This window comes from Tuberibacillus calidus DSM 17572, from assembly GCF_000430685.1.
GTDB lineage: Bacteria > Bacillota > Bacilli > Bacillales > Sporolactobacillaceae > Tuberibacillus > Tuberibacillus calidus.
This window is the reverse complement of the sequence record NZ_AUMM01000009.1, coordinates 60,079-73,283: the sequence shown is the minus strand read 5'-3', so window position 1 is coordinate 73,283 and position 13,205 is coordinate 60,079. Positions and strand designations below refer to the sequence as shown.

Below are 13,205 nucleotides of genomic sequence, written 5' to 3'. Positions count from 1 at the left end.
ACATTATTATCAGCAGCTGTAAAGGATCAAGATTATTCATCCTATTAAATTGGTTAAAAGCGATACCATTGCTTTTCTTGAAATAAAGGAATCGCTTTTAGATTTTATGAAAACACACATAAAACTTAAAGAACAGGTAAAGGGATCAAATAGAAAAAATGGGTCAACAAATTCACCTCAAAGGTCAAAATTAATATTAGCTGCAATATAGGCGGTGAAAATGTGAATACTCACGATTCTGGTTCAAATGGAAGTATAAAAAATGTTCACTTGAGATATTTTCTTTTGGTCTTGGTTATTGGTATACCATTGATTTATATCATGATGTTGAAATTAAACGGTAATTTATTGAATTTAAATGACCCAAGCTATAGATTTATAACGATCACCGCCATCTATATTCTTCTGTATATGGCTTGCTTACGTGTAATGAAAAAAAATAATATTACCTTAAAAGGCCTCGTGAAAATAAAGAAGGCGTTTAATATTTGGGAAATCATTGGCCTTGTGTTTTTAGTAAAAGTATTAGTTATTTCAACAGCAGCCACCTTGTTTTTACTTGAAGGTTATTCTTTAATTGATTCCAATTTCAATGATATCGACAATCCTCCAGTTAAAGAGGAATCATCTATTGAATTCATTTTTGACACTATTGTTGCGGTATTGATCGCGCCATTTGTTGAAGAAATTTTCTTTAGAGGGTTAATCATGCAATCTTGGGCTTTAAGGTGGGGAGTAAAGAAAGGTATAGTATTTTCTTCAATTCTATTTTCTATTATGCACCTCAGTCCCGAGTTCCTTGATATGTTTATAGGTGGCATTATCTTATCGATCCTATTTATAAAATATCAATCGCTGCTTATTTCAATATCCTTTCATGCCATTTATAATGTTATCAATGTAGTGTTACAGATATTTACCTCCGGTGGAAACAGTAACGATCCTTTTACCGTCGATCAGTTTAAGGCTACAGGCTGGGTAGGGTTGATAATGTTCGTCATATCTTTTATTATTTTTGTTATTTACTTGAAAAAGTCCAAAATTCATGGAATCTTACCAATCACATAACGATACTACGACAAGACATTTTTGTTTTTTAGCAATGCGATGAATCTTCACAGAACATCATTAAAATTCGGTCTTTTGCATGGTCCTTAACTCTTTTTTCACGTTTGGCAACGATAAAGGCGATCATCCGATTACAAATGATGGAAGACCCAGCCGAGGCGTACGGCTTTGCGGAGGGGAAACTCCCATTGTTGAATAAATGATGGCAAAAGCCTCCGTTTGGAGGCTTTTTAACTGACTTTTTCTTTTTTTATTTGCTGCTTGGTGACAACGAAGGTTGAAAATCCAGCGAGAAACGAGGGGAAGAGACTATAAAGAAAAAACCGCCAGTTTCCCGTCACGAAAGAAACGATCAGAAAAATAACCGGAAATCCGATCAACACGACCAACGACGACACCAGTCCGAAAGTATTATTCCTTTTCACCGAAAGGCCCCTTTTTCATGTTTTTCTCTATTTTACCATATGTTTTCTGAAACTTCCGTTTAAAAGTGAAACTTAAATTATTTTTCATCGTCTAATAAACGTAAGGAATTGCCAATACATCGCCTGAACGAAAGAGAACTTCATAGGAGTGGATGCCATGGTACCGCCAAAACATATCGTTTCAGCCGCCGCAGTCGTTTTAAATGATCAAAATGAAATTTTATTAATTAGAGGACCGAAAAGAGGATGGGAAATGCCGGGCGGTCAAGTGGAAGAGGGCGAATCGTTAAAAGACGCCGCCATTAGAGAAACAAAGGAAGAATCGGGGATTGATATTGAAATTATAAAGTTTTGCGGGATTTTCCAAAATGTCACGGGCTCAATAGTCAATACATTGTTTCTCGGAAAAGTTGTTGGCGGGGAGCCTAAGACAAGTCCGGAAAGTTTAGACGTCGGTTTCTTTCCAGTCCCTGTGGCATTAGAAATGGTCCAATATAAAAACTTTAAGCAAAGAATCGAATATGTCTTAAATGAAACGCTTCATCCTTTTTATGTTTGTTTTTGAAATGTAAAGAGAGCCTGGTCCATAAACGTGGTCCGGCTCTCTTCTTGACTCAATTTATTTGATCTTTTCAACTTTAATCCTGCCGTTATGGGTATACAGTTTAATTAAGTGGTCACCGTCACCAAAGATCGGATCATCATCAAATTGGTTTAAAATATTGATGTCACCATTGTCGACGTGGGTACTAAATCTCACGTTTTCCGGGTATTTTTTTGTTTTTACGATGATGCGTCCGTTAAAGCTTGAAAGATCAAGAGAACGTTCTAAAGTGTTCGTGATGAGCATGATTTCTCCATTATGGGTTTCCCCTGTTATTTTGCCGCTGACATCCTCCAACATGATTTTGCCGTTATTCGTTTCTGCAAGAACATCCATTGAACGGATGTTTTTCGCTTCGATCATGCCGTTATGAGCGGTGATGTCCAAATGGTCCGTGTTCGTTCCCTCCAGCTTTATTTTTCCGTTCTTATTTTTAATCACCATTTTGTTATATTCTTTCTCAGGCAAATAAACTTTCAGCGCAGTGTCGTGCGTGATGTGATAGAAAATGGGAAATTCAAAATGATCCTCTCTCAGCTTGACAGACAAGGTTGACCCGATAACTTCGGTTTTAAAGGTATAGTCACCGCCCTTTTCAGGCTGACCTGTCAGTTCCACCATGGCCTCTTTTCCTTCAGCAGGCAAAATATTAATATGAGAGTTGTCGCTATCTATCTCAACGTTGGAAAAGTTTTCGGTGATAACCTTTTTTTTGGTCACAGCCGAACTCTTTAATTGCGAAAAAGTAAATAGGCAACCGATCCCGCCAATAACGATTAAAAGGATGGCGGCAATCATCAATTTTTTTATTTTAGGATTCACGCTTTAATCCCCCTTTAACTAACGACGCGTTGTATTTTAAATAGCGGATAAAACCGAGGGCGACGGCTTTGGTCACATAGTACATGCCGATGCCGATTAAAATGCCGATGCCACATAAAGCGATGCAGGAAAATAAATCAAATAGAAGAAAATGGTTTGGGTGGATGATGATCCCCACTAAAAACATGAGCGGTGACAGGGTAAAGCTTACGCTGACGGCCCACAGGCTGATAATAATACTTGCCAATGCGATAAATGGGCCGAGGACGATGACGATATTGAAAAACCCCAGTCCGATGACCGCCCACACCGCTCTTATGATATTCCCCGCGGTTAAATGATGGTCGACTTTTTCCAAATGGTATGTCGCCATCATTTCTTTAGCGATCTGGCTCGGCGATCCAAGTCTTTCCGCGATTTCTTCTTCGGTTTTGCCTTCCGCAAGCCCAATGGCAAAGTGCTCTTCGTAATCCATCAAGATATCCTGGCGTTCTCTGTAAGAAAATCCCTTCAGTCTCTTATCCAATTCGGATAAAAATTGATCTTTAGTCACTTTTAACACCTTCTTTAATCAATTGATTGACACCGTTTGTGAACGCTTCCCAATCACGGAGCAGCTGGTCAAGATATCTCCGGCCTTTTTCGGTTAACTTGTAATACTTCCGCGATGGCCCTTCGGTGGATTCTTTTAAATACGTCGTAAAATATTCTTCCTTAGTCAGCCGTCTGAGGAGGGGATAGACGGTGCCTTCGGAGATTTCGATTTGGTCCGAAATTTTTTGTACCAATTCATAGCCGTACCGGTCTTGTTTGTTAAGTAAGACAAGCACACACAGTTCTAAGACCCCTTTTTTGAATTGCACATTCAAAGCCTTCACCTCGTTCTTGTATGGTACTATATATTGTACAGTACCAGTTGATAAATAGTACCTTGTGCATATAATTTATCACATAGTATTGTATAATGCAAGGTACTAAATAAAAAATATGAAAAATGCCTTTTCGGGGGACTTCTTTTTCGCTAAAATCTGAGACTGATGTTAAGCTGAATAATTCAAAAAGGAATTGCCCGCCATACTTTTCTGAATTAAAATAATAGTAATACGATTGTATAGGGGGCGAAGTGATGAAGGTGGAAGACGTACAAATTTTATTAAACCGAGCGAGGCGAAATACCCTTGGTGATATTCTGCTCCGGACGCGCGAACGGTACCCGGGAAAAGAAGCGATAAAATATAAGAACAAACGCTTAACATATGCGCAATTGGACGATGTCGTCAACCAGACGGCCCGCGCTTTTTTGGCAGACGGCATGAAAAAAGGAGACATGATCGCGGTCATATCCAAAAACAGCCTGGATTTTGTCATTGTCAATTTTGCCTTAGCGCGGATTGGCGCAGTGATGATTCCACTCAACTATATGCTCACTGTTGCCGACATTCAATACATTTTAACCCATGCTGAAGTGGTCGGACTGATTGCCTCTGAAGAATATGCCCCAGTCCTTGATCGCGCTTCCCTTGGAATGCCCATTCGCCACCGCTATTTGATGGAAGCCGACAAAAACGTTGAAGGGCTAGATCATTGGGTCGCCTTATCTAAAGCGCGAGAAGGGGAAACGACTGACTTTGTCGATGCGGATTTGGACGATGACGATTTGGCTCACGTGTTGTATACGAGCGGCACGGAATCGCGCCCGAAAGGTGTCATGCTCTCCCATAAAAGTTTGATCAGTGAGTATGTGAGCTGTATTGTCGACGGTCATATGGCGGCGGGGGATGTACTCGTTCATGCTTTACCTTTGTATCATAGCGCCCAATTGCACGTATTTCTCGGACCAAGCATTTATGTTGGCGCGAGCGGCATCATTTTAGAAGGGGCGGATCCGGCCAATATTTTAAAAACCATCGAAGAGGAAAAAGCGACACAGCTGTTTGCTCCGCCGACCGTATGGATTGCCCTCCTTCGTCACCCGGATTTTGACCGCCGCAATCTTCGGGCATTGGAAAAATGTTATTACGGTGCAGCGATTATGCCCCGGGAAATTTTAAAAGAGTTGGCAGAGCGGTTGCCGAACGCGAAGTTTTGGAATTTTTACGGGCAAACCGAGGTCGCACCACTCGCAACGGCTTTGCAACCGGAGGATCAGTTGCGAAAACTCGGTTCAGCGGGTCTACCCACATTAAATGTGCAAACCAAAATTGTCGATGACGATGGCAACGAGGTCCCGCGTGGGGTTGTTGGCGAAATCGTTCACCGGACGCCCCATACCATGTTGGGCTATTTACATGACCCGGAAAAAACGGCGGAAGCCTTCCGCGGGGGCTGGTTTCACAGCGGCGATTTAGGGGTGATGGATGAAGACGGGTATATTACGGTGGTTGATCGCAAAAAAGATATGATCAAAACAGGTGGGGTGAACGTTTCCAGTCGTGAAGTTGAGGAAATGATTTATAAACTCTCTGGCGTTTCGGAAGTGGCCGTCATTGGTATTCCAGATGCGTATTGGATTGAGGCGGTGACCGCGGTGATCGTCCCGAAGCAAGGTGCCGATTTAACAGAAAAGGATGTCATCGATTTTTGTAAGGCCAAGCTTTCTTCATTTAAAGTGCCGAAATATGTGGCCTTTACGAATGAGCTTCCGAAAAATCCGAGCGGAAAAGTTTTGAAACGCGAATTAAGAGAACAATACAAAGCGTTAAGTGAAAAATAATGCACCGATAAACGCTGTGGAGACAGCGTTTTTTCTTTTGATTTAAAAGTTGTAAAAATTTGTCTAAACAAGTTCTAGAATAGGTATGAATGTTCACGTTGTACAGACATAGGCATGGTTGTTCACTCGAGTTCAATCGGCCTTTTTAGAAGATGGGGATATCAAAATGGCTTTTATAGAAAGGTTCAATCGCTTTCGGTTCGATGGTGTCCGTAACAACGCCGATCAGCCAGATATTAAGGGATATTAGGTACGGTTAGCTTATTGACCACAAGGTTCGCAGTGGGGTGTCAAGAAAAACCGTACAAGTCTGATATTTTCCGGCTATTTGAGACATACTGTCATCAAAACGGTTAGAAAAAGGTGAAGGCATGAAAGCTTCATACCAACCAGGGGACATCGTTTACGTCATGTTTCGCAATCCCCATACCCAAGATGTCGCCATGATTCAACCCGCAGCGGTTGTCGAACATCCAGAACAACCCGGGGAGCTCTGTCTTTTTGTATATGAAACATTTTATCCTTTGAACGAAGAAACCGCTGTCTTTCAGACGGAAGAAGAGGCGAGAGCGGCCTGCGAAGAGATTTACGGCAGAGGGGATGACGGCGCGTTTTATGGTTAAACCTTTTGTACCCGAACTCGTCTATATTGAGCCAAGGGCGTTGGAGTATCCGCTTGGGCGAAAGCTGAAGAAAAAGTTTACGGATATGGGCATTGAAATCAGAGAGACGACCTCCCACAACCAGATACGAAATTTTCCGGGTGAAAATCACTTCCAACGCTATCGGTTAGCCAAATCCACACTTGTTGTCGGCGTGAGGAAAACGCTTCATTTTGATACATCCAAACCATCGGCGGAATATGCCATACCACTGGCGACAGGCTGCATGGGGCTTTGTCATTACTGTTATTTACAAACGACAATGGGAAGTAAGCCGTACATTCGCACTTATGTAAACGTTGATGAAATTTTCGATGCGGCTGAAAAATATATGAAGGAGCGCGCCCCGGAGCCCACTCGATTTGAGGCTTCTTGTACGTCCGATATTGTCGGTATCGATCATTTGACCCATACATTAAAAAGGACGATTGAATATATCGGGGCTTCCAACCTCGGTCAACTGCGGTTTGTGACCAAATTTGCCCATGTCGATCATCTCCTTGACGCCAAACATAACGGTCGCACCCGTTTTCGTTTTAGTGTGAATGCCGATTATGTCATAAAATTTTTTGAACCGGGGACGTCGCGCCTCAATGAACGGATCGAAGCGGCACGCAAAGTTGCCGAGGCAGGCTACCCGCTCGGATTTATCGTGGCGCCGATTTACTTGCATGAAGGTTGGAAGAATGGCTACCGGGAAATGTTTGAGAAACTCGAAGCTGAGCTCCCTGATTACGCCAAAAAAGATTTAACCTTTGAATTTATTCAGCATCGTTTTACGAAACCAGCCAAAAAGGTGATTTTGCAAAATTATCCGATGACTAAACTTGAACTGGACGAAGAAAAACGGAAATGGAAATGGGGCCGCTATGGCATTGGCAAATACGTTTACAAGGATGAAGAACAGGTTGAGATTAGAGAAACGCTAAGCGGCTATTTAAAGCGGTTTTTTCCTGAAGCCAAACTTGAATATTTTACTTAAAAGAACTCTCGTGAATGTTTCTCTCTGTTTCCTACTGAAGGAATAATGGAATGCTCACACTAAAAAGAACGGCTACTGGCTGTTCTTTTTCATTTGGAGAAATTGCATTCTTTAGGCTATGTTTCTTTAACTTTTTGCTTAGTAAGTGGGGTAAATCGTTTGTAGGAATGTAGGTGGAGTTGTCAGAATTGTACCTATCTGTCGATAAATTTTAAAAAGTGGACGGTAAACTCCAAAAAGGTGACGGTTAAATCCTAAAATCTGGCGGTAAAACTGAAAAAAATGACGGTAAAATCCCGAAACCCGGCGGTAAAGTATGTCGGGTTTTCCTTTGGCTTTTTTTAAAAGGAATTTTAGTCGTCCATCCCGAATTTCTTATTGAAAAAGGGGGAAAGTATTTTGGAACGCTATATCAAAATATCACTTGGCATCATAGTGAGTGTCATTTTTTTAATCGTCCCAAGGTATTTTCATACACTACTCTTTATCCATTTCAAAGGACATTTTATCGTTTACTTGGTTAGATTCATCGGGGGATTGATTCAACTCATCGGTTTGATCGCTTTTGTCAAATTCGCCTACCTATGGGTGATTGAATTATGGAAGATAAAATGAGGGGAAATATGGAAATTTTGCTCTGGTTTGAAATAAAAAGACGTTATGCTCGCATTCGTCACTGAGAATCGGTACAATAAAATTACAATTGAATGATGCGGGAGCTTGCGGAAGCAGGCTGAGAGTATAACTAATCCGTTATAGACCGCTTGAACCTGTTGGGTAATGCCAGCGTAGGGAGTATATAGGAAAATTCTGCCACTTTGCCCTGCGCAAAGTGTTTTTTTTTGAAATAACTACGGTGGCGAACCTCAATGCGCGTAAGGAGAAAAATGATAATCTCCGCTAATGCGAAAGAAAACCTATTACTTTAAAGGAGGAAATGCGTGATGCTAGAAGAAGCAGGAAGACTGTTGGCGAGAGTCAGAGAATCAAGTCCGCTCGTGCACAATATCACCAATGTCGTCGTGACGAATTTTACGGCAAACGGTTTGTATGCCATCGGCGCCTCGCCAGTGATGGCTTATTCGAAAAAAGAAGTTGCGGATATGGCAAAAATTGCAGGAGCGCTCGTTTTAAACATCGGGACACTTGATGAACCTGTCGTTGAGGCGATGCTTCTTGCCGGAAAGGCGGCAAATGCGCACGGTGTTCCGGTGATTTTCGATCCGGTCGGTGCCGGGGCAACGCCATATCGAACCGAAACCGCCCAAATGATCGCCAAAGAGATCAAACTGACCGTGATTCGGGGAAATGCCGCTGAAATCGCCAATATCATCGGAGAACAGTGGTTGATCAAAGGGGTCGACGGCGCAGGGGATACCGGTAAACAGGACCGGCTCCACCTTGCCGAAAAAGCGGCGAAAACTCTCGATACGGTGATCGCCATGACCGGTGCGACCGATCTCGTTACCGATGGCGTCCATACTTATGAAATTCTAAACGGACATCCCATGTTAACGAAAGTCACGGGGACTGGATGCTTATTGTCGTCCGTTGTTGCAGCTTTTACCGCAGTCGAGAAAGATCCCGTCAAAGCGGCCGTAGCAGCTATAACCGCATATGGTGTGGCTGGTGAAGTCGCCTTTGAGCGTGCGGGTGAAAAGGGGCCGGGTAGCTTTCAAATCGAATTTCTAAATCAACTTTCCAAAGTGTCCGCGCATGATGTGATGCGGCTCGGAAAGATCGAAAAACGGTAAGATGATGGAGGTAGCGAAGATGACGGTTAAAGCGTTGACGATTGCTGGATCCGATAGCGGTGGCGGTGCGGGCATTCAAGCGGATTTAAAAACCTTTCAAGAACTTGAGGTTTACGGGATGTCGGTGATTACCGCGGTGACGGCGCAAAACACGCGGGGCGTCCAAGGTGTCTATCCCGTTTCGGTCGACGGTGTCAATGAGCAGCTCCGTTCGATTGGCGAAGATCTCACGCCGGATGCAGTTAAAACCGGCATGTTGTTCAGTGCGGACATTATTCGCGCATGTGCGGAACAAATCAAGAAATATGATTGGAAACAACTCGTCGTCGATCCAGTTATGATCGCAAAAGGCGGCGCACCGCTTCTTAAGGAAGATGCCGTCGGCGCACTGAAAGAGGCGCTTTTACCATTGGCTGCGGTCGTGACACCGAATTTGCCGGAGGCTAAAGTTTTGGCGGATATGAACATTCATACTTTCGATGACCGGAAAGAAGCGGCAAAAAGGATCCATGCCTTAGGTCCGGACTACGTCATCATAAAAGGCGGCCACAGTGAATCCGATGACATCATCGATCTTTTATATGATGGTGATACCTTTCATCCATATGTGTCCAAAAGGATACATACACCTAACACGCATGGGACGGGTTGCACTTTTTCGGCGGCGCTGACTGCAGAACTAGCGAAGGGTTATACCATCCTAGAAGCCTTTCAAACGGCAGAAACTTTTATTCATGCCGCCATTGAAGAAGATCTTGGAATTGGAAGCGGTCACGGTCCAACAAACCACTGGGCCTATAAAAAAAAACGAATGGGGGATGCACATGGATCACATTCGTCAACATCTTAAAGTCTACTTTATTATGGGAAGCGTCAATACCGAACGCGACCCTCGGGACGTGTTGGAGGAGGCCATAAAGGGGGGCATTACCGTTTTTCAATTTCGTGAAAAAGGAAAGGGAGCGCTTGTCGGTGCGGAAAAATATCGCCTTGCTTTAGACTTGCAAGCAATTTGCAAAGCGCACCACATTCCTTTCATCGTTAATGACGATGTCGATTTGGCGATCGAGCTCGATGCTGACGGTGTTCATGTCGGGCAAGAGGATGACAACGCGAGAATCGTTCGGGAACGCATCGGAAAACATAAATGGCTCGGCGTTTCCGCTTACACAATCGATGAATGCCGGGAAGCCATCGCCAACGGGGCTGATTATTTGGGGTGTGGCCCGGTCTACCCGACATCCACGAAGGATGATGCCAAAAAACCCCAGGGCACCTCGCTCATACGTGAGATCAGGCGTTTGGGGCTCGATATTCCGATTGTCGGAATAGGGGGCATTAACAGCGCGTACGCTGGTGAGGTGATCCGCGCCGGTGCCGACGGCGTTTCTGTCATTTCGGCCATTAGTCATGCGGAGTCGGCCGTCAAAGCGGCAAAGAACTTAAGAGTAGCGGTTGAAAATGCGAAAAATCGAACTTGAAACATTAGGGAACCGGGCAGTGAGGGTGGCTGTCGCTTGCGACCCATCACATCACCCGGATCCTGCCAGTGGAGGGAAAAGGTCGCCAATATCCTCTTTAAAAGAAGAAGGTATTCTTGTGATTTTTCCCTGCTCATGACGAATGAGCAATTTTTATGAGAACTCATCGGGATGTTTTCCCTTGAGTGATAAAGGTCGCTACTGTGGGCTTTCAGTGACCTATCGATACAATGAAAGGCGCTTGCATGAAGGAGGATCACATGGAACAAGTCAAAACAACCGTAAAAAGAGAGGAGATTTTCATCGGAATTGATGAAAAAGTCCCGCCCGTCCAAAACTTTTTATATGGGCTTCAACATGTATTTGTATCCAATGTGTGGCTCGACCCGATTTTTGTCGGTGCCATGATCGGTTTACCGCTCTCGCTTTCGGCTAATATCGTCAACGCCATTTTTATTGCCGCTGGGCTTGTGACGCTCATTCAAGCGACGAAGTTGGTGCGGCTGCCCATTGTTCAGGGACCGTCGGCCGCTTTTGATTCCTTAATGATCACAGTTGGAAAAGCCAACGGATTGGCGCAGGCGGGCGGAGGTATTTTATTCAGCGCCATCATCATCTTCCTTTTATCCGTAACAGGCGTCATATCCCGGCTGAAATCATTATTTACACCAGCGATATCGGGAACAGTGATTCTGATCGTCGGGGTCGCTTTGTCAGGCTTTACATTTTATGAATTTTTAGGTGGATCTCCAGGGATGCCCGGTTTTGCTTCGCCAACCACGCTCATGATGTCAATCCCGACAGCACTTATCGTCATTTTATTATCGACCTTAGGTAAAGGGAAATGGCGTTCTTTTGCTTTTCTCATTGCTTTAATCGTCGGGGATGTACTCGCGGTGATTTTGGGACAAACAGATTTCAGTAAAATCGCCGAAAAATCGTGGTTCGGCCTCCCCCATTTTTTCCCTTACGGTGTGTTGCAATTTCATTTTGATACATTCGTGATGTTCTTTGTGGCGTACATTGTCGCCATCATCGAAGCAATGGGTGTGTATCAGGCGGGAGCTGAGATGACAGGTGCGGATTTAAGTGACAAGCGGATTCGCAACGGTTTTGCGGGAGAAGCGGTCGGATCGATGGTTTCTAGCGTGATCGGCGGTTTTCCGACAACTGCTTATGGGCAAAATGTCGGCTTGCTTCGCTTAACTGGTGTGGCATCCAGGTTTCCGGTCATCATTGCTGGCATCATTTTTCTCATTCTCGGTTTTGTACCGAAAGCGGGTGCCATACTCGCCTTGACGCCAGATGCGGTCGTCGGCGGCCTGTTTTTGCCTGCTAGTGCCTCACTCATTTTTACCGGTATTTCGATACTCAGCAAGATGAAAATGACGGATGCCAATTTAATGATTAGCGGCCTTTCATTGGTGATGGCGATTGCCTTACCGAGTGCCTTCTCGGGATATAAAGGCATTCTCGGCACCTTTTTATCGAATAGCGTTTTGGTCGGTACATTGACCGCCATCGTCCTCCATGTCATCTTGATTGCCCTGCCCGGTTGGTTTGGAAGGAAGGATATCGCGTGAAAAAGGATTCGGAAATCATCATCCAAAAAATTATGGCGCATCTCACAGACACTCTCGGCGACGAAGATTTTCAGACGCTTGCCCTTGAGCTGTTTCGCTACCAATTTCAATATAATCTACCTTATAAAAAATTTTGTCAGGCGCAACAAAAGACACCGCTGACTGTCAGCGATTGGCGGGACATACCGCCGATTTCGATACAAGGCTTTAAAGCTTTGACGCTTTCGTGTGAACCGATAGAAGATTGCGAAGCCGTATTTATGACAAGCGGCACGACCAATCCGGAAAAGCGCGGGCGCCATTATCATCCGACTTTAAAGGTATGGGATCGATCCATGAAAGGCCCTTTTAAAGACTTTGTTCTGCCGGACCGCGAGCGCATCACTACACTCGTCATATCGCCTACAGAGGATCAAAATCGCTTTTCTTCACTTGCGCGCTATTTGACGAACGCGGTCACGCATTTTGGCACGGCACGCAGCCGGACTTTTTTTACTGAGAACGGCCTTGATGTGGACGGGGTTGTGAATGCTTTACGACAATCCGAAGAAACGGGTGATCCGGTTTTACTTATGGGAGCCACCTTCAGTTATGTGCATTTATTGGATGCGCTTCAGGAAAAAGACGATCGCTTCTCCTTGCCGAAAGGGAGCCGGATTTTCGATACCGGCGGTTTTAAAGGGCAATCTAGAGAAGTGGAGATGGAAGCCCTCTATCAACAATTTGAGGAGATCTTTGGTGTTAAAAGAGAGATGTGCATCAATATGTACGGCATGACGGAATTATCCTCACAAATGTATGATCAAACGATTCGCACTAAATTTTCAGATGGACCGGTGATTTTTGATAAAAAAGGACCAGCATGGGTGAGAACTGTTGTCTTAGATCCGAATACGCTAACGCCGGTTCAACCGGGTGAAATCGGCGTGCTCGCCCATTACGATTTGGCCAATTGGAACAGTTGTCTTGCTGTTTTAACCGAAGACCTAGGCATCGAAAAGGAAAATGGATTCAAATTATTGGGGCGCATCAAAGGTAGCGAGGCGCGGGGATGTTCCATTGCGGTTGACCAGCTTTTATCGGCAAACGCCATTCAAGGATGACGGGATGT

15 protein-coding genes and 1 riboswitch are annotated in these 13,205 nt (G+C 44.3%); of the genes, 11 read left to right on the top strand and 4 right to left on the bottom strand.

Going from position 1 to position 13,205, the window contains the following annotated elements:
- The first annotated feature begins 222 nt into the window (after positions 1-222).
- A complete protein-coding gene (locus H532_RS0103460) occupies positions 223-1,068 on the top strand; it encodes a CPBP family intramembrane glutamic endopeptidase (RefSeq protein ID WP_027724333.1) in 846 nt (281 codons plus the stop codon).
- Positions 1,069-1,298: 230 nt separating this feature from the next.
- Here H532_RS0103460 and H532_RS0103455 read toward each other — a convergent pair whose 3' ends face one another.
- Positions 1,299-1,493 (bottom strand): hypothetical protein, encoded by a 195-nt coding sequence (locus H532_RS0103455; protein WP_027724332.1) that lies wholly within the window; start codon positions 1,491-1,493, stop codon positions 1,299-1,301.
- Positions 1,494-1,650: 157 nt separating this feature from the next.
- Between H532_RS0103455 and H532_RS0103450 the strand changes: the two genes are divergently transcribed.
- Complete coding sequence (locus tag H532_RS0103450) at positions 1,651-2,058, top strand: NUDIX hydrolase (protein ID WP_027724331.1); 408 nt, start codon at positions 1,651-1,653, stop codon at positions 2,056-2,058.
- A 54-nt stretch (positions 2,059-2,112) separates the two neighbouring features.
- On the opposite strand, the gene H532_RS0103445 is transcribed toward H532_RS0103450, so the two are convergent.
- The 3 genes from H532_RS0103445 to H532_RS0103435 are packed head-to-tail and all read right to left on the bottom strand — an operon-like array spanning position 2,113 to position 3,788.
- Positions 2,113-2,919, bottom strand: coding sequence for a DUF4097 family beta strand repeat-containing protein (locus tag H532_RS0103445; RefSeq protein ID WP_027724330.1), 807 nt, complete (start codon positions 2,917-2,919; stop codon positions 2,113-2,115).
- On the bottom strand, positions 2,909-3,472 hold the full coding sequence (locus H532_RS0103440) for an HAAS signaling domain-containing protein (protein ID WP_027724329.1): 564 nt from the start codon (positions 3,470-3,472) through the stop codon (positions 2,909-2,911). The genes H532_RS0103445 and H532_RS0103440 overlap by 11 nt, the downstream gene beginning before the upstream one ends.
- Entirely contained in the window at positions 3,465-3,788 is a 324-nt protein-coding gene (locus H532_RS0103435; RefSeq protein ID WP_027724328.1) for a PadR family transcriptional regulator, read from the bottom strand. The genes H532_RS0103440 and H532_RS0103435 overlap by 8 nt, the downstream gene beginning before the upstream one ends.
- Before the next feature lie 257 nt (positions 3,789-4,045).
- On the opposite strand from H532_RS0103435, the gene H532_RS0103430 reads away from it, so the two are divergent.
- From H532_RS0103430 to H532_RS0103390, 9 genes are all read left to right on the top strand, one after another.
- The gene (locus tag H532_RS0103430) at positions 4,046-5,632 is read left to right on the top strand and encodes an acyl-CoA synthetase (RefSeq protein WP_027724327.1); all 1,587 of its coding nucleotides are present in this window, start codon (positions 4,046-4,048) and stop codon (positions 5,630-5,632) included.
- A gap of 371 nt (positions 5,633-6,003) precedes the next feature.
- The gene (locus H532_RS0103425; protein WP_027724326.1) at positions 6,004-6,255 is read left to right on the top strand and encodes a transcriptional regulator SplA domain-containing protein; all 252 of its coding nucleotides are present in this window, start codon (positions 6,004-6,006) and stop codon (positions 6,253-6,255) included.
- Positions 6,248-7,276 (top strand): spore photoproduct lyase, encoded by a 1,029-nt coding sequence (gene splB / locus H532_RS0103420; RefSeq protein ID WP_027724325.1) that lies wholly within the window; start codon positions 6,248-6,250, stop codon positions 7,274-7,276. Before H532_RS0103425 ends, splB begins: the two co-directional genes overlap by 8 nt.
- 399 nt (positions 7,277-7,675) lie before the next feature.
- Positions 7,676-7,891 (top strand): hypothetical protein, encoded by a 216-nt coding sequence (locus H532_RS0103415; RefSeq protein ID WP_027724324.1) that lies wholly within the window; start codon positions 7,676-7,678, stop codon positions 7,889-7,891.
- An 87-nt stretch (positions 7,892-7,978) separates the two neighbouring features.
- Positions 7,979-8,089: riboswitch (TPP riboswitch) on the top strand.
- Positions 8,090-8,220: 131 nt separating this feature from the next.
- Positions 8,221-9,030, top strand: a complete 810-nt coding sequence (gene thiM, locus H532_RS0103410; RefSeq protein ID WP_038111417.1) for a hydroxyethylthiazole kinase — start codon at positions 8,221-8,223, stop codon at positions 9,028-9,030.
- Between the two features lie 19 nt (positions 9,031-9,049).
- Complete coding sequence (thiD, locus tag H532_RS0103405) at positions 9,050-9,880, top strand: bifunctional hydroxymethylpyrimidine kinase/phosphomethylpyrimidine kinase (protein ID WP_027724322.1); 831 nt, start codon at positions 9,050-9,052, stop codon at positions 9,878-9,880.
- Complete coding sequence (gene thiE / locus H532_RS0103400; protein ID WP_027724321.1) at positions 9,849-10,511, top strand: thiamine phosphate synthase; 663 nt, start codon at positions 9,849-9,851, stop codon at positions 10,509-10,511. The genes thiD and thiE overlap by 32 nt, the downstream gene beginning before the upstream one ends.
- Before the next feature lie 260 nt (positions 10,512-10,771).
- On the top strand, positions 10,772-12,094 hold the full coding sequence (locus H532_RS0103395; RefSeq protein WP_245566397.1) for a uracil-xanthine permease family protein: 1,323 nt from the start codon (positions 10,772-10,774) through the stop codon (positions 12,092-12,094).
- Positions 12,091-13,197 (top strand): LuxE/PaaK family acyltransferase, encoded by a 1,107-nt coding sequence (locus tag H532_RS0103390; protein ID WP_027724319.1) that lies wholly within the window; start codon positions 12,091-12,093, stop codon positions 13,195-13,197. The genes H532_RS0103395 and H532_RS0103390 overlap by 4 nt, the downstream gene beginning before the upstream one ends.
- Positions 13,198-13,205 lie beyond the last annotated feature (8 nt).